This is a genomic window from Acidovorax sp. LjRoot118, from assembly GCF_964253575.1.
Lineage (GTDB): Bacteria > Pseudomonadota > Gammaproteobacteria > Burkholderiales > Burkholderiaceae_C > Acidovorax.
On record NZ_CAXURB020000001.1, the window covers coordinates 622,263 to 637,271 of the forward strand.

General features: G+C 63.4%; 23 protein-coding genes. 14 read left to right on the forward strand and 9 right to left on the reverse strand.

From position 1 onward, the window contains the following. Positions 1–4: 4 nt before the first annotated feature. The 6 genes from ACSQ9E_RS02910 to ACSQ9E_RS02935 are packed head-to-tail and all read right to left on the reverse strand — an operon-like array spanning position 5 to position 1,917. Positions 5–361, reverse strand: a complete 357-nt coding sequence (locus ACSQ9E_RS02910) for a hypothetical protein (RefSeq protein WP_436216849.1) — start codon at positions 359–361, stop codon at positions 5–7. A 12-nt stretch (positions 362–373) separates the two neighbouring features. Next, complete coding sequence (locus ACSQ9E_RS02915) at positions 374–535, reverse strand: hypothetical protein (RefSeq protein WP_436216850.1); 162 nt, start codon at positions 533–535, stop codon at positions 374–376. Then, complete coding sequence (locus ACSQ9E_RS02920) at positions 529–663, reverse strand: hypothetical protein (RefSeq protein ID WP_436216851.1); 135 nt, start codon at positions 661–663, stop codon at positions 529–531. Before ACSQ9E_RS02920 ends, ACSQ9E_RS02915 begins: the two co-directional genes overlap by 7 nt. After that, positions 660–1,277 (reverse strand): hypothetical protein, encoded by a 618-nt coding sequence (locus tag ACSQ9E_RS02925; RefSeq protein ID WP_436216852.1) that lies wholly within the window; start codon positions 1,275–1,277, stop codon positions 660–662. The genes ACSQ9E_RS02920 and ACSQ9E_RS02925 overlap by 4 nt, the downstream gene beginning before the upstream one ends. Next, positions 1,274–1,720, reverse strand: a complete 447-nt coding sequence (locus ACSQ9E_RS02930) for a hypothetical protein (protein WP_436216853.1) — start codon at positions 1,718–1,720, stop codon at positions 1,274–1,276. Before ACSQ9E_RS02930 ends, ACSQ9E_RS02925 begins: the two co-directional genes overlap by 4 nt. Continuing rightward, complete coding sequence (locus ACSQ9E_RS02935; protein WP_436216854.1) at positions 1,717–1,917, reverse strand: hypothetical protein; 201 nt, start codon at positions 1,915–1,917, stop codon at positions 1,717–1,719. Before ACSQ9E_RS02935 ends, ACSQ9E_RS02930 begins: the two co-directional genes overlap by 4 nt. A 330-nt stretch (positions 1,918–2,247) precedes the next feature. Between ACSQ9E_RS02935 and ACSQ9E_RS02940 the strand changes: the two genes are divergently transcribed. Then, on the forward strand, positions 2,248–2,541 hold the full coding sequence (locus ACSQ9E_RS02940) for a hypothetical protein (protein ID WP_436216855.1): 294 nt from the start codon (positions 2,248–2,250) through the stop codon (positions 2,539–2,541). Then, entirely contained in the window at positions 2,541–3,134 is a 594-nt protein-coding gene (locus tag ACSQ9E_RS02945) for a hypothetical protein (protein ID WP_436216856.1), read from the forward strand. The genes ACSQ9E_RS02940 and ACSQ9E_RS02945 overlap by 1 nt, the downstream gene beginning before the upstream one ends. Positions 3,135–3,137: 3 nt before the next feature. Here ACSQ9E_RS02945 and ACSQ9E_RS02950 read toward each other — a convergent pair whose 3' ends face one another. Further along, entirely contained in the window at positions 3,138–3,869 is a 732-nt protein-coding gene (locus tag ACSQ9E_RS02950; protein ID WP_436216857.1) for a S24 family peptidase, read from the reverse strand. Here ACSQ9E_RS02950 and ACSQ9E_RS02955 point away from each other — a divergent pair. Both ACSQ9E_RS02955 and ACSQ9E_RS02960 read left to right on the forward strand, forming a co-directional pair. Next, positions 3,868–4,113 carry a transcriptional regulator gene (locus ACSQ9E_RS02955; RefSeq protein ID WP_436216858.1) on the forward strand — a complete coding sequence of 82 codons (246 nt, stop codon included), beginning with the start codon at positions 3,868–3,870 and terminating at the stop codon, positions 4,111–4,113. The two genes, ACSQ9E_RS02950 and ACSQ9E_RS02955, sit on opposite strands and share 2 nt — an antisense overlap. Then, positions 4,106–4,372, forward strand: a complete 267-nt coding sequence (locus tag ACSQ9E_RS02960) for a hypothetical protein (protein ID WP_436216859.1) — start codon at positions 4,106–4,108, stop codon at positions 4,370–4,372. The genes ACSQ9E_RS02955 and ACSQ9E_RS02960 overlap by 8 nt, the downstream gene beginning before the upstream one ends. Here ACSQ9E_RS02960 and ACSQ9E_RS02965 read toward each other — a convergent pair. Continuing rightward, the gene (locus ACSQ9E_RS02965; RefSeq protein WP_436216860.1) at positions 4,353–4,604 is read right to left on the reverse strand and encodes a hypothetical protein; all 252 of its coding nucleotides are present in this window, start codon (positions 4,602–4,604) and stop codon (positions 4,353–4,355) included. The two genes, ACSQ9E_RS02960 and ACSQ9E_RS02965, sit on opposite strands and share 20 nt — an antisense overlap. A 368-nt stretch (positions 4,605–4,972) precedes the next feature. Here ACSQ9E_RS02965 and ACSQ9E_RS02970 point away from each other — a divergent pair, with 368 nt between their 5' ends. The 5 genes from ACSQ9E_RS02970 to ACSQ9E_RS02990 all read left to right on the forward strand — a co-directional run bounded on the left by ACSQ9E_RS02970 (position 4,973) and on the right by ACSQ9E_RS02990 (position 9,621). Next, a complete protein-coding gene (locus ACSQ9E_RS02970) occupies positions 4,973–5,458 on the forward strand; it encodes a hypothetical protein (protein ID WP_436216861.1) in 486 nt (161 codons plus the stop codon). Further along, positions 5,455–5,766, forward strand: a complete 312-nt coding sequence (locus ACSQ9E_RS02975; protein WP_436216862.1) for a hypothetical protein — start codon at positions 5,455–5,457, stop codon at positions 5,764–5,766. The genes ACSQ9E_RS02970 and ACSQ9E_RS02975 overlap by 4 nt, the downstream gene beginning before the upstream one ends. Further along, the gene (locus ACSQ9E_RS02980; protein ID WP_436216863.1) at positions 5,763–8,483 is read left to right on the forward strand and encodes a VapE domain-containing protein; all 2,721 of its coding nucleotides are present in this window, start codon (positions 5,763–5,765) and stop codon (positions 8,481–8,483) included. Before ACSQ9E_RS02975 ends, ACSQ9E_RS02980 begins: the two co-directional genes overlap by 4 nt. A gap of 363 nt (positions 8,484–8,846) precedes the next feature. After that, positions 8,847–9,209, forward strand: coding sequence for a hypothetical protein (locus ACSQ9E_RS02985; protein WP_436216864.1), 363 nt, complete (start codon positions 8,847–8,849; stop codon positions 9,207–9,209). Beyond that, entirely contained in the window at positions 9,196–9,621 is a 426-nt protein-coding gene (locus ACSQ9E_RS02990; RefSeq protein WP_436216865.1) for a hypothetical protein, read from the forward strand. Before ACSQ9E_RS02985 ends, ACSQ9E_RS02990 begins: the two co-directional genes overlap by 14 nt. A 73-nt stretch (positions 9,622–9,694) precedes the next feature. On the opposite strand, the gene ACSQ9E_RS02995 is transcribed toward ACSQ9E_RS02990, so the two are convergent. After that, the gene (locus tag ACSQ9E_RS02995) at positions 9,695–10,390 is read right to left on the reverse strand and encodes a hypothetical protein (protein ID WP_436216866.1); all 696 of its coding nucleotides are present in this window, start codon (positions 10,388–10,390) and stop codon (positions 9,695–9,697) included. 142 nt (positions 10,391–10,532) lie between these two features. On the opposite strand from ACSQ9E_RS02995, the gene ACSQ9E_RS03000 reads away from it, so the two are divergent. From ACSQ9E_RS03000 to ACSQ9E_RS03020, 5 genes are all read left to right on the forward strand, one after another. Further along, positions 10,533–10,814, forward strand: coding sequence for an HNH endonuclease (locus ACSQ9E_RS03000; protein ID WP_436216867.1), 282 nt, complete (start codon positions 10,533–10,535; stop codon positions 10,812–10,814). A 93-nt stretch (positions 10,815–10,907) separates the two neighbouring features. Further along, positions 10,908–11,429: a phage terminase small subunit P27 family gene (locus tag ACSQ9E_RS03005; protein ID WP_436216868.1), complete on the forward strand. Its 522-nt coding sequence runs from the start codon at positions 10,908–10,910 to the stop codon at positions 11,427–11,429. A 2-nt stretch (positions 11,430–11,431) separates the two neighbouring features. Further along, the gene (locus ACSQ9E_RS03010; RefSeq protein WP_436216869.1) at positions 11,432–13,129 is read left to right on the forward strand and encodes a terminase large subunit; all 1,698 of its coding nucleotides are present in this window, start codon (positions 11,432–11,434) and stop codon (positions 13,127–13,129) included. Next, positions 13,126–14,373 carry a phage portal protein gene (locus tag ACSQ9E_RS03015; RefSeq protein WP_436216870.1) on the forward strand — a complete coding sequence of 416 codons (1,248 nt, stop codon included), beginning with the start codon at positions 13,126–13,128 and terminating at the stop codon, positions 14,371–14,373. Before ACSQ9E_RS03010 ends, ACSQ9E_RS03015 begins: the two co-directional genes overlap by 4 nt. Beyond that, entirely contained in the window at positions 14,373–15,008 is a 636-nt protein-coding gene (locus ACSQ9E_RS03020; RefSeq protein ID WP_436216871.1) for an HK97 family phage prohead protease, read from the forward strand. Before ACSQ9E_RS03015 ends, ACSQ9E_RS03020 begins: the two co-directional genes overlap by 1 nt. Position 15,009 lies beyond the last annotated feature (1 nt).

A 15,009-nucleotide genomic window follows, 5' to 3' on the forward strand; every position in this document is an offset into this window, starting at 1 on the left:
CAGGTCAAGGCTTGGTAAAGAGATGGGGTTGGATGTCGATCTGCTGGACGTTGGGCAGCGATAGCCGCGCGTCCTTCAGGGTGCAGTGCACGGTGACGCGCAGGCCTTTCTTGAGTCGCGCCGCGCAGGCGTCGGCCTTGGCGCGGTCGGTGTGGGGTTGCTCCACGTGCACGGTGCTGACGTTGGGGACCACGTCCTGCAGGTCCATGCAGACCACGTGCACGGGGTCGCCCTGGGCGCCGTTGGGCTTGACCCGTACCTGTGCATCGCTGGCCAGGGTGCCGGTGATGGACAGCCCGGCGATGTCGGGGCCGCTGGCCAGGTCGATGCCCAGCAGGGCGGGCAGTGCATACGTGTGCACGGTGCGGCCCGGTCAGTGGATTGCCCGGCCGTGGAGCAGGCCGGAGAGCATGGGCAGGCCCACGATGCACACCAGGGCGAACAGCAGGGCCACGGCCGCGCGCAGCAGGGCCTTGCGGCGCTGTTTGCGGCTGACGTGGGGGCCGTCCATCTGGATCGGGATGGGCTTCAGCATGGCCGGGCCTTCGCGCTGATGCCCCGGGCTTCGGGGTACAGCTCCATGGCGGCCAGGACGGCGGCACAGGTGCTGCGGTAGAGGCCCGAGTAGGTGAGGGCGCCTACGGTGATGGTGCAGGCGATCATGGGCGGGCCTCCGGGATGTCAAGCGCGTGGCCCGCATGGATCTGGTGGATGGCGATGGCGCAGCTCAGGCGGCCAAGGATGTCTAGGCTGCCCTCGCGGTAGAAAGCCCAGTGACGAGCGGCTGCGCGCTCGGCGGTCTGCTGGACGGCTTCGCGGGCGCGGTCCACCAGGTCATCGAGGTTGGGCGCGGGCACGGGCGGGAGCGGGGCCAGATGGGTGTCTGGCACGCTGAAAACCCGCCCGATATCGAAGGTGGTAAAGCGGCGGTCGCCCTCGGTGTGGCCGGGCAGAAACGCGGCATTGCCCGTGGTCTGGTGCATGACCATGCGCCGCTTTGCCGTGGACGGCGCCGGGTGCTTGGCCACCAGGTGAGGGCGGAACCATGCCCACTGGCGTATGTCGCCCTGTTTGCGCTTGCTCACGACCAAGCCGGAGTGGCGCAGGGCGCGGCCCATGGCCGAGGCGTTCGGGCCATTGCGCGGCAGGCCGGCGACTGCCAGCAACTCGGGGACCGTGAACGAGCCCTTTGCCGCGCTCGCGGGCGCTGCCAGGTAGGCGGTGAGCCAGGCGGCGAGGGTGTCCACGCCTTCTGTGGGTGCGGCAACGGCGGTCATGCTGCACCCCGCGAGGCCGGCACCGTGATGGCGTTCAGATCCACCAGCAACTGGGCGGCTTCCTTGCCGCCGCAACTGGCGTGATCCTTGATGTTGGCGCGGATCTTCTCGCGCAGCATGCGCTCCAGCGATAGCAGGGTGCGCCCGAGGCTGTTGGGGATCGTGCGCGCGGCGCGGAGCTGGGCGGCCAGGGTGCACGCAGCCTGCAGCTCGGCCATGTAGGCGCGGGCGGTCAATGCCCAAAAGGTGGCGTCGTCAGCATCGCTGGCCGGGTCTGCAGGCAGCGCATCTGCAAATGCGCTCAAGTCCACGGTGACGCGCTGGGGCTTGGCGGGTATCACCGCCTCGCCAGCAACGATGCGGCCAAGATTGATGGCGCGGCGCGGCTTCATGAGCTGGCCGGGTGTGCACACGTGTGCACTGGGTGCTGCGGCGGCACTCACGCTGCCACCTCGATGTCGTGGATGTGCTGGTGGCCGGTCTGGGTGCGGGCGGCCTTCTTGGCTGCGTAGGCGCTGGTGGCCTCTACCGTGGCAACGGGCAGCTTGCCCTGGGCGGCGAGGGCTTCGACCTCATCGGAGTTGGTGCCCTCGGGCACCATGGTTGCCCGGTAAGGGCGGGTGGGTGGCTTTTGCAGCATCTTCGCTCCTTCGCGCCGAAATGGCGCTGCGGAACGAATTCTCACGTTAGTGAGTGTTCATGTCAACACGAACGTGAGTGAAGTGTCTAACTTTCGTGAGTGAGGGAGTCCTGTGCATACGTATGCACAGGTGTAAAGTGGTTCGGCATGTGTACGAATCGTTGTGAGGACATCAATTCGGCGTCTATTCCGGCAACCAAAATTCGGAAACCGAGTCACAATTGACGCGTAAATAAAGTTGATCCATATACAGACTAGACGCGCGGTGGAGTTGGAGCGAGCTGTTCGGTTTTCCGAATGTGAACGCTCTTTCGCGCAGAAAGTGAGAGCATGACTATCCAAACAGAACGCGTGAGCGTGAAAACTTCCGGATCTGTCGCGAAGGGCGCCCGGGCAGCGAGCAGGCTGAAGGCTGGCTTGATGCATGCCAAGAGATCCTCTAAGCGCAATGCTGATGGCCGGATGCTGGTGGTTGGGTCTGGCGCTAGTGAAAGCAGCGACGTTGCAAGCCTTAAGAAGGCGGGCAAAGAAGTTCGTAGTAGCAGAGCCACCGCGCTGGCCTTCTTCCAGGCAGCCGGAATTTTGGATGCCGATGGGCAACTTGCTGCACCTTACCGCAGCTGATGCACACCACTGCCTACGAGTACCAGCCCAGCTTCATTCTTGGTTTCCACGGTTGCAGCAAGGATGTGGCTGATCAAGTTCTAACAGGTGCGATTGAGCATCTGAAGCCCTCGGAAAAAGAGTACGACTGGCTTGGCCACGGCATCTATTTCTGGGAGGGCAATCCCGGCCGCGCATGGGAATGGGCGCTGGCGCGCCAACGCGATGGGGTCATTGCGGAGCCGGCTGTTCTTGGCGCAATCATTGATCTCAAGCACTGCCTGGACCTGTTCGATCATCATGGTCTGGCCAGCGTAAAGACAACCCACGATGAGCTCCGCACTGCATTTGATCTCTTCGGGTTTGATATGCCCAAGAATGTGGGTAAATCGCCGGATAAGGCGGGGCGCCGCCTGGATTGTGCGGTCTTGAACAGTTTGCACAAGCTGCGGGAGCGGAACAAAGAAACCGCTTATGACTCAGTGCGTGCACCCTTTCTTGAGGGCGATCCCCTTTACGAAGGTGCCGGTTTTCGTTCGTACAACCACATTCAAATCTGTGTGCGGCACAGGGCCTGCATCAAAGGCTACTTCAAGCCGATCATTCAAGTCTGACGGTCACTCAGCGCGCCACTTGCTGGCGGCGACCACAGCGGCCACTGGGTGAATCCATTCGATCTCAGCGCGCTCAAGCGTGCGACGGTGGTTGCCGTTGACGGATTCAATAACCACTTCGTCCTGTCGCTCCATGATCAATTCCTTGACCATGCGCTGACCGCCGACCAGGCCGATGGCCACGTACTCGCCCGGCATGCAGTTGCCGTTGGGCTCCACCACCACAAATGAACCATGGCGGATGGCTGGGTGCATCGAGTCACCTTTGACTCTCAGGGCATAGGCCTCTGGATCTGAGCTGTAGCCGTCAATGAATCCATCCCCATGACCGACGGGGTGCTGCAGCTCCATGTAGTACCCATCGTCTCCCATCTTTGCGGTGCCCACTACCGGGGTAGGTCGTGTCACGCGTGGGCGGCCGGCGTTCTCGGTTTGGTCATCCTTGTAGCTCCGTGGCTCTAGCCCATGCAGCAGCCACTCAGGGCGCACGCACAGAGCAGATGCTATAGAGAGCAAATCCCTTGGGTTTTTTCGGGTGCCTGCCTCAATGTTCCCAATCGTTCCTGCTGACACCTTCGCACGCGTCGCCAGCTCGGTTTGAGAAAGATTGAGTGCCTCTCTGGCGGATTTCAGTCGATCGGATAGTTCATTCACATCCGTGAGTTTGTCAGATGCTTGATTCACGTTGGTGTGTGCTCTATACTCACAAACGTGTGTAAAAGTGAGGTCCGACATGGATGCCTTGGAGCGTGCGATTCAGAAAGCTGGAAGTGTGGTTGCCCTTGCAAAGGGGATCGACGCCGCCAGTAGTGCGCCGTCGATGTGGAAGAAGCGGGGACGCGTACCTGCGGAGAAGTGCCCCGCCATCGAACGACTCACCGGTGTGCCGTGTGAGGACCTGCGCCCTGATGTGGACTGGGCTGTTCTGCGAGGCAAGCCCGGACCCGACCTGCAGGGGCAGGAGGTGGCTCATGCGTAAGCTGGATGTCGCAAGCGCTACTGGAGGCGCGCTACTTGCAGTGGTGGCGCATTGGCAAGCCCATGGCGCACTCTCGCTGTGGTCGATCCTTGGCGTCGGGCTGGGTATCTCTGCTGCCTTCTTCATCCGCCAGGAATGGGCACGTGCGCGCAGTGCCCGTGCGGCAGATGCCGCCGCACTTCTCGCCGAAGTGAAAGCGATGCGCGAACTGCTGGAAGAGCAGCAACGTACGCGCGCGCTTACTGCGGGGCTGTTTTGATGACGTGCTGCGCCATTTCCACCCGGACTTCTTCGAGGCGCGCCATGGCCTCGGGCACAAATTCGACAAGTGCGTGCTCGGCGTTGTACTCGTCCAAGAAGTTGAGCGGTACACCCATTGCCCCCGCTGGGTCCGCCTGCAGCGCGCGTAGCTCCTTCTGCCCATGCCAGCTGCGCAGTTCCCTGCACAGCGTGAGCACATGGGCTGCTAGCAAAAGTTCGTCGGTTTTCATGGGCTCCCCTTGTGTGGCGGTTGGTTGTGTGAGAGCGCCATTCTGCCGCGCAATGAGGCGCCCGCCACACCACAAGGGAGTGGCCCACGGATAGGCCACCTTCAACGTTTTCACACCCAGCCCACCAAAAAGCCGCGCGGCGGCCGGGGGCCCACACAGAGCCCTCTCCTTGAGTCAAGCCTGGGGCGCGCAGTTGAAATTGAAACTTCCTACGCGCTTGTTTTGCCGTGCTGTCGGGCTGGGTGTTTTTATTTGTTGGCATGGGCGGGAGTGTCTCGGTACAGAGGCCCCCGCGCCAGCCTGATTGGTTTCATATTTCAAGGGGTACAGGGGTGACGTGTCATTACTCGGAGACGAATTGGCGGGACGTGCTCTACAACAGTGTGCGCAAGTCGCCGGGAGGCGTGGAGGATGCCGCCGCCTTCTTGACGAAGCGGCGCGGCCGCTCGATCCACAAAGAGCAGCTGCGGCAGCGCCTGCGGGGAGTGGATGGCGACTCGATCAGCATGGAAATGGCCGAGTTGCTCACGGAGTGGATGCAGGACCTGCACCGCCCTGATGCCTTGGACTGGCTGCACGCCTTCAATGCGCGCTTCGGTCTGGCTGCGGCCGTGGTGGGCGTGGCTGAGACGAAATCGCAGGGTGACGCGGTGCGCGCGCTGCGTGACCGGCTGCTGCAGATCAGCGTGCAGGGCGGGAAGCTCACCGAGGTGGGCCTGAGCGCCACTGCGGACAACCAGGTGGACGGGAAAGAAGCCGACGCCCTGGAGGCCCAAGCCATGGGCGAGATCCGCGAGCTGGTGCAGTTGGTGGTGGACGCGCGCGTGGCCGCTGGCCAGGGCGGTGCAGCTTGAGGCCGGCGGGCGAGGTGCGGCGGGCGCTGCTGGTGGCCTGCCGCGAGAACGCAACCGCTGAACGCGGCCCTACCCGCCGCGAGCTGGCGGCTCTGGCCCGGGTGGGCTTGGACGCTGCCGGCCGCACTCTGGAGAACATGGTGCGGGCCGGGCAGCTGTGCAAGCTGCGTGACCGGCGCGTGGACTACTGCAGCAAGCCTGTGGCCGAGTATGTGCCTGCTGATCTGCTGCCCAAGGCCGTACCGGCCGCGCCCGAGCCATCGGGGTGCATGGTGCTGACCACTGCTCTGCAGGCCTGGGCGGCATGAGCGCACCGAAGAAGGACTTGCCCCCGCTGAAGTACGGGGAGCTTGCTGCTGAGCTGCTGCCGCGTGCCGAAGAGCTGGTCGCCGTGTGGCTGCCTGGTGGCAAGCGCGTGGGCCATGAGTGGCAGTGTGGAAGCCTGGCCGGTGGCACCGGTAGCAGCTGCAGCGTGAACCTGGTGAACGGTGCCTGGGCGGACTTTGCCGACGATGTGAGGGGCAAGGACTTGCTCAGCCTGTACGCGGCCATCCATGGATTGACCATGGCGAAGGCCTGCGTGGAGCTGGCCCGGGCCGAGGGCCTGGAACAGGTGGCCGGGGTGGTGATGGGCAGCGACGGAAAGGCGCCGCCTGCCCGCGCGCCACGCCCGGTGCCGCCACCGAGGCCGGCGCCTGAGAAAGATACCTGGATGGCGATTGCGCCTGTGCCTGGCTATGCGAGCAGGGTGAACTTCAAGCACCACCACCGGGTTGATGAGGACATTGTTCACGTCAGCGAATACTGGCGCGATGGGGCGCTGTATGGGTATGTGGTGCGCTTCAAGACCAGCGATGGGGGCAAGGATGACATTGCCCGCACCTGGTGCGAAAGCCAATCGAAAGGCGGGGCGCGCTGGCACTGGAAGCAGTGGGAGGTGCCGCGCCCGTTGTACCTGCCTGGTCGCACGCTGCCCAACGGCCGCACGGTGGTGTTGGTGGAGGGAGAGCGCAAGGGCGATGTACTGCAGGCGCTGCTGGATGCCGGCGCGCCTGGCGTGTATTGCGTGGTGGGCTGGCCCGGTGGCTGCAAGGCTTGGCAGAAAGCCGACTGGTCTTGGCTGGCCGGGGCCACGGTGCTGCACTGGCCTGATTGCGACAGCAAGCGGGTGCATCCCACGGCAAAAGAGCGGAAGGCGGTGGAGAGCGATGAGGCTGCGCTGCAGGCGCTGAAAGACGCCAAGCCGCTGCTGGGCTACCACGATCAACCAGGCATGAAAGCGCAGCGGGGCATTGCGGCCCTACTGAGGGATGCACACGGCTGCACGGTGAGCATGCTGCCCATCGAGCAGCCGGGCGTGTTGCCTGATGGCTGGGACTGCAAGGACGCCATTGAGGTGGACGGGTGGACCTTTAACCAGGTGCAGGCCTTTTTTGCGCGTGCGGTGGTGTTCAAGGACACGCCGGACGCGGACCCGCCAGCGGCTGCCGCACCGGCGCCGAAGCCCGATGCACCCCATGGCCCCGTTGGCCACGGGGGCGAGGCCCTGGGCGATGTGGATGCGGACGATGACGGCCCGATGGTGAAGTGCGGCGGGCGCCTGGTGCCCGAGTGGCTGAGCTACTACTACGACCACGAGAAAAGCCGCTGGAACGTGTCGCGCAAGACGGTGATTACCGCCTTGGAGCGGGCGCAGGAATTGAAGGGCGTGGTGGCTTATGACGAACTGCGCAACACGGTGGTGTGCCGGCGTGCTGGGCCCTGGAAGTACAGCAAGCCGGGCGAGATCCGCGGTGCGGATGCGCTGCTGTTGGGCAAGTGGATGTCTGACACCTGGGGGTTGCCTGCGATCAGCAAGGCATCGCTGGAGGAGGGCATACAGACGGTGGCGCATGCCGCGCGGTTCCACCCAGTTCGTGAGTGGCTGGGCACGCTGGAATGGGATGGAAAGTCGCGCATCAACAACTGGCTGGTGTACGTGTTGGGCGAGACGCCTGAGACGGTGAAGCCGGCACTGCTGGAGTACCTGCAGCTGGTGGGCCGGTACTGGCTGTTGGGCATGGTCAATCGCGTGATGGAGCCGGGTTGCAAGTTCGATTACTGCCCGGTGCTGGAAGGTGCGGGCGGCCTGCGCAAAAGCACGCTGGTGGAGGTGCTGGCCTTCTCGGACTACTACAGCGACACGCCGTTTGAAGTGGGCCGTGGCAAGGAAGGCGCCGAACAGGTGCAAGGCTGCTGGGTGTATGAGATTGCCGAGCTGACCAACTTCAGCAAGGCCGAGGTGGGGGCCATCAAGGCCTTTATCTCCAGCAAGGTGGACCGCTACCGGGTGGCCTATGGCACCACGGTGGAGGCCTTCCCGCGCCAGTGCGTGATGGTGGGCACGACGAACGAAGACCACTATCTGCGCGACCGCACGGGGAACCGGCGGTTCTGGCCTGTGCCTGTGCACCACCGCATCCGTACCGAATGGGTGATCAAGTGGCGCGATCAGCTGCTGGCCGAGGCGTATGACCTGTACCTGCAGGGTGTGGCGTTCACGCCCACCGATGAGCAGGAGAAGCGTTTGTTCCACCCGATGCAGGAGAGCCGCCTGGTGGAGACGGCAGTGGAGAGCGAGCTGCAGGTAGTGCTGACGCGCAAGCCGCACCCGACTGCTACCGGGCCGCTGTCGTTTGTGCATGGCGAGGCGCCACACGTCACCATTGCGCAGCTGGTGCAGGCCCTGGGCGTGGACGTGGCGAAGGCGCCGCCCGGGCTGCAGGGGCAGATATCGGCCTGGCTGAAGCATGAGGGCTGGATACACGCCAAGAAGATGATTGGCGGGGTGCGGATCTACCGCTACCACCGCCCGGACAACTGGCCGCGCACGGATGTCGTGCTTGGCCTGGACCAGATCACGGATGAGGAAGAGGGCGAGCAGCAGGGCGCAGGGGTGCAACCGGGGCCTGGCCCTGCCGCACCACCAGCAACGCCCGCAGCGGCCTTCCTCGATCAGCAGGGAGGGGACAGTGCGCCCTTCTAACCAAACCACATACGCAGCGCCTGAAACGCGCTGCACCGCTCACCGTGTTGGAGGCGTGATTCGCGCCACGGTGATGGCCAGGAGCGCACCGCGCCCGGCCTGCGGTGCAGTGACGGGGATGGCCTGCCATGCGCCCATGTCGTAGGTGTCCATGTGTCCATGGTGTCCACGCAAATGCATGGACACCACCAGCTACCTACATCCCCCGGTTTTGGGGGTTGAGGCCGCTGCATTGCCCTGGTGCTGTGAGCAGGGGCCCCGCGTTCTTACGGTGCGAGCGGGCGCAGGCAGGGGCACAGGCACGTGCGCCTACGCGCAGGCATCCACCACTACCCATGATCTCTATAGAAAAGGATGGACAGTATGGACAGTAGGACAGTCAACCAGTCCGCAGCAGGGGCGGCAGGGCAACAGGCTTTGAATGAGCTGCCATCGGTCGTGAAGGGGCTGGACACCATCAAGACCCGCATGCCCAACGTGTACAAGGCGATCCAGGCCAAGGCGGTGGACATGGGCGATGAGGCGTACAGCCTGGTGCGGCGTGGCCTGGCTGGGCAGGCGGGATGCTTCTATGCGCTGGAGGGCGGGCACGTGGTGGGCACGGTGTTCGGCAGGGGTGACCCGCGCATGCACCAGCTGGCCGAGTTCCTTGTGTTCTTTGGCTGTGCACACGTGTGCATCTGGCCCATGACAGCCGATGAGGTGAAGCGATATGGCCAGGCTTGAGCGGATCAAGAAGCGGCTGGACAACTGGGCCCTGTGGAAGGCGCGGCAGAACGATGCGGGCTTGGGGTTCCACACCCGCAGCGTGCTTGCGGTGGATGTGTGGAGCAGGGGCAGCTACAACGGGGCGGTGATACCGCACTTTGAGGAAGAGGCGGCACTGACTGACCAGGCGGTGGAGTCGCTGAAGGTGGGCAAGGGGCACCTGTTCGTAACGCTGGACTGGATTTATCTGCGGGACCTTGGGGTGAACGAGACGGCGCGGCGTATTGGGAAGTCCGTGGCCACGGTGCACTCGCATCTGGACCAGGCGGACCAGGCCATTGCGGCCTGGCTGGAGGAGTGGGTGGCTGAGCAGGAGCGGCGCCGGGTTGCGAAGGCGGCCGAGGAGCGAAAGATGAGTTTTACGGGCTAGAGAGTTGGGGTAAATTTCGGGCACCGTGTGGTTGTTGCGCTTCCAACCGCTGCACACGGTGCAGCGAACCCCGTCAAGCGGTGCGCTTGGCAGAGTTTTTAGCTGGCCCTGCTGACAGCCTCTGCATTTCTTGAGCAGCTGCGGCTTCGAGGTTGTGCAGTGCGAGGTCGTTCTGTAGCGCCTCAAGTTTCCAAGTCTGTTGATAGTCATTCATCACACTTTGCTTCTTGGAACGGTCTGGCGGCGAAATGCTTCCTATCGCAACCGAGGTGGCCATGATCGACTGGACGCTTGTGGTGTGGGCAATGAAGGCTTGAATGGTGACATGCTGCAGATGTGGGAAATAGAGAGCTGAGAGCATCTTCAGTTTTCCTGCGTGTGTTGCGTCGGGCTCGGCATCCTTGTCAAAAAGATATTTGCCGCGATATCTGTCGAGCGAATCTCCCATTGAATATGCAGCTGTCAGATATTCCTCTAACTTGATTCGCTGGATTGAATTCCACTCTCGCGCCGCCCAGTCGGATTGAGCAATCGCAGACTTGACTTCTTCGGTCGCCTTCGTAGTGATTGCGACTTGCCGTGTCAGCTCATTCAAATCGGCCTTAAGTGCCAATGTCTCCCCACGTCTCTTGAAGTAGTTCGTGAAGAAAGCCACGGCTGCAACGTTGAGCAGAGTTATGCCACCTAACAAGGCGTAGGCATACCCGTTGTAGAGAATCTTCTGGTCAATGATGTCTGCGATCAATTTGGTGATCTGAGTGCTGTCCATCTATTCTCCTGTTGGTGCGCAGCATCATATTCTTGAAACTTCTATGCCGTTTGCAGCACCCAGCCCATGTACTCAACCAGGATGTGGGGCGTTGGTACGCGATGGCTCTGGCCGTTGCGCGAAGCATCCAAAGAAGGCATGGGTGAAGCCCGTCACCGCTGCAAAGCGGATCACCGGCCGCAAGCTGCAGCGGCTTCGCTCTGAGCTGTTCGGCCGCGATCCGCTGTGCGCTGAGTGCCGCCGGGCTGGGGTGGTGACCCTAGCAACCCAGCGCGATCACATCGTGTCGCTCGAAGAGGGCGGCAAGGACATCGAGTCCAACACGCAGGGCCTTTGCCGTGAATGCCACGACGCCAAGAGCAAGGCTGAGCGTGAGCGCGGGCAGCAACGCGCCAGAGGGGGAGGGGGGGTCAGAAAGTCCTGACCCGCACTCACCGGAAAACGACTGCCCAGTCTTTTCCGTGCGGCCGGGAAATCAGGGAGGGGGGGTATCCCCCCCAAGCAACAGGAGAGAAACATGGGACGAAATGCATTGCCCGCGAACGTGCACCGCCTGCGCGGTGACCCGAGCAAGAAGGGCGCAGCCGCGCTCGATCAAGAAACCATCCGCATCCCCATCCAGGTGCCGACCTGCCCGATGCACCTTGGTGCTGCCGCCCGGACTGAGTGGAACCGGATCACCCCGCACCTGGTCACCGCCGGCCTGGTGACCGAACTGGACCGCGCTGCGCTCGCTGCCTACTGCCAGGCCTGGGGCGAGTGGGCCGTGCTGGAGGCAAAGGTAAAGCAGCTCATGGTCAAGGACGGGGCCGACGCCCTGGTGGACGTGACGCCCAGTGGCTACAAGCAAGTAGCCGCGCTGGCGCAGGCACGTGATCGCTCACTGGACCGCATGCTGCGCTTTGCCAAGGAATTCGGACTTACCCCCGCTTCGCGGATTCAGTCCACCACCGGCCAGCAGATGGCGCTGCCGGGCGTGCCCGACGATCCCATGGAAGGCTTCCTGGCTGCGGGCAACGGCCTGCCAGGCGGACGATAGCCGTGGGCACCACCGACACGGTGGTGCACGATCCAGTTACAGACTACGCGCTGCGCGTGCAGGCGGGCGACATCGTCGCCGGCCCGTGGGTGCGCCTGGCCGCAAAGCGGCACCTGTCGGACCTTGCGTCTGGGCACGAGCGCGGCCTGGTCTGGCGCCAGGAACGTGCAGACCACGTTATCCAGTTCATCGAATGCCTGCGCCACTACCAAGGCGCGACCGCCGGCCAGCGCTTCAGGCTGTCGGCCTGGCAGAAGTTCGTGGTGGGCTCACTGTTCGGCTGGTACACCACCGATGGCCAGCGGCGATTTCGCATCGCCTATGTCGAGATCGGCAAGGGCAACGGCAAGACGCCGCTGGCTGCGGCCGTCGCGCTGTACGCCCTGGTGGCCGATGGGGAGGCCGGCGCCGAGGTCTACTCGGCCGCGACTTCGCGCGACCAGGCGGGCATTTGCTTCAACGACGCTAAAGAGTTCGTCCTGAAGTGCGCGCCCCTGGCGAATCGTCTGCAGGTCGGCATCAACAACATCGCCTACCTGGCCACCAGCAGCTTCTTCCGCGTGGTGTCGGCAGAGGGCCGGGGCCTCGATGGCAAGCGGCCGCACGTTGTCATCGTGGATGAGCTGCACGAACACCCCACCGCCACCGTGGTGGAGAAGATGCGCGCCGGCACCAAGGGGCGCACGCGGGCCCTGATCTTCGAGATCACCAACAGCGGATACGACCAGACCACGGTCTGCTTTGAGCACCACGACTACAGCACGAAGGTGCTACTGGGAGTGATCGATAACGACTCATGGTTTGCCTACGTTGCCGCCCTGGACAAGGGCGAAGACCCGTACGAAGACGAGTCGGTTTTCATCAAAGCGAATCCAAACCTGGGCGTCTCGCTCACCCTGCAGTACCTGCGCGAGCAAGTCCGTGAGGGCAAGGATCTGCCGAGCAAGCGCAACATGGTGCTGCGCCTGAACTTCTGCAAGTGGACGGAAGCCTCTGAGGGCTGGTGCGATCTGGATCATTGGGACCAGTGCGCAACCCCTGTGCACACGTCTGCACTGGTCAAGCGCAAGTGTTTCGGGGGGCTGGACCTGGCCTCGGTCAGCGACTTCTGCGCGCTGGCCTGGGTGTTCCCGCCCGAGCAGGCTGGCGAACTGTGGCAGGTGCTGTTGAAGCTCTACCTGCCCGAGGCTGCTGTGAAGCGCATGCGCGACAAGCAGCGCCTGCCCGTGGACCACTGGATAGAGCTGGGCCTGATCACCGTCACGCCTGGCAACGTCACGGACTATGAGTTCATCCAGCGCGACATCAACGCTGACCGTGAGCTGTACGACGTGCAGCAGATAGCCTTTGACCGCTTCAACGCCTCGCAGCTGGTGACCAACCTGCAGAACGATGGCGCCTTGATGGTTGGTTTCGGCCAGGGCTACGGCAGCATGTCCGCCCCGTGCAAGGAGCTGGAGCGCCTGTACATGTCGCACCAGCTCGCGCATGGCGGCCACAAGGTCCTGCGCTGGATGGCCAGCAACACGGTGGCGACGAAAGACGCAGCCGAAAACATCAAGTTCGACCGCGCGAAGTCCACGCAAAAGATCGACGGCATGGTGGCCATTGCCATGGCCCTGGGCCGCGCCATTGCGCCCGAGGGAGAAGAGGAAGAGGACAGCGCCAAAAACTACTGGGAAAGCTTCGCAAAGCAATGAATATCTTTCAACGCGCACTCTTGCGCATGGCCTTGAAAGGGGCGGATCTGTCGCTGGCAGATCCCAAAGGCTGGCAGGTAATGGGCGGTGTTGGGCCAACCTGGGCCAAGGTCAACGTGGGCGACGGCACCCAGCTGCAGATCTCCACCGCCTTCTCGGCCATCAGGCTGATCGCCGAGACGGTGGGCACCCTGCCGCTGCGCCTTTACCGCACCACCGCCAACGGGCGCGAGCGCGCGGTGAACGACCACCGCTACGCGCTGGTGCACGACCAACCGTGCGACTACCTCACGGCGCCAGAGTGGAAAGAGTCCATGGTGGTGTCCATCGCCACCATGGGCCAGGCCTACAACCCGGTAACGCGCTTCGAGTCCACGGGTCGGATCATCAGCATCCAGCCCGTGCACAAGTCCCGCGTACAGCCCGAGATCGGGACCGATGGCCGGGTGATCTACTGGCTCACCGACCGCAACGGCCAGCGCATCGCCAAGCGGCGCGAGGACGTCCTGCCGATCCGTGGCTTCGGTGGCGTGGGCACGCTGGAAGGCTACGCGCCCCACCAGCTGCACGGCAACAGCATGGCGTTGACCGTGGCCCTGGAGAAGTACGCAGCCGAGTTCTTCGGCAGTGGCGGCAGGCCGCAGGGCATCCTGAAGACCAAGGCAGAGTTCGGCGAGAAGACCCGCGACCAGATCCGGGCCGGCTTTGCCAAATACCTGCAGGACTCACGCGACAGCGGCGAGCTGCCGGTGCTCGATGGCGAGACGGAATACCAGGCCATCAGCACGCCGAACAACGAAGCCCAGTTCATTGAGGCCCGCAAGTTCCAGATAGCCGAGACGGCCCGCATCTACCGCGTGCCCCTGCACATGCTGATGGAGATGGACAAGGCCAGCTACGCCAACACCGAGCAGGCCAACAAGCACTTTCTGGACTACACGCTGCTGTCCTACCTGGTGCGCATCGAGTCGGCCCTGAACAGCTGTCTGCTTACTGCGGCCGAGCGCGCTGCAGGCATGTACTTCGAGTTCGACGTAAACGGCCTGCTGCGCGGCGACAGCTCGCAGCGCGGCGATTTCTACCTGAAGCTGCGCCAGGCCGGCGCCATGAGCCAGAACGAGATCCGGCAGCGCGAGAACATGGACACGCGCGCCGGTGCCGATGACCTGCATGTGCCGCTCAACATGGCGCCCAGCGACCTGCTGGGCGAGATCCTCACCCGAAACAAGACTGGAGGCACCTAATGGACCGCGTCATTGCACCCATCACGATCAAGGAAGCGAAGGCGGACGGCAGCTTTACCGGCTACGCCGCCGTGTTCAACAACGTGGACCTCGGCGGGGACGTCATCCTGCCTGGTGCTTTCCAGGCGGTGAAGACCACACGCGATGGCCAGGTGCGAATCGCCATGAATCACGACCTACGCAAGCTGGCCGGCAAGTCCAGCTTCTCGCAGGACGCGCACGGGCTGCTTGTGGAAGGCCAGCTCACGCTTGGCGTCAGCTACGTCAAGGATGCCTATGAGCTGATGAAGACCGGCGTGCTCGATGGCCTGTCGGTCGGCTTCAACATCCTGGAGGGCGGCTCCACCTGGGAAGAGCGCGATGGCGAGTACATCCGAATCATCAGCGCCGCCGAGCTGTGGGAATTCTCCCTCGTGCCGTTCGGCATGAACCCCGAGGCCTTGGTGGATTCCGTCAAGGCCGCAACAACCCGAGATTTCGAGGCGCAGCTGCGTGGCCTCGGATACAGCCAGCGCGAGGCCAAAGCCTTGGCGTCTGGTGGCTTCAAGTCGTTGGGACATCGAGACGATGCCCCAAACAGCGAGACGCTGGCAGACGAGCTCAAGAACCTCACGCACGCATTCAACTGGAACTGAA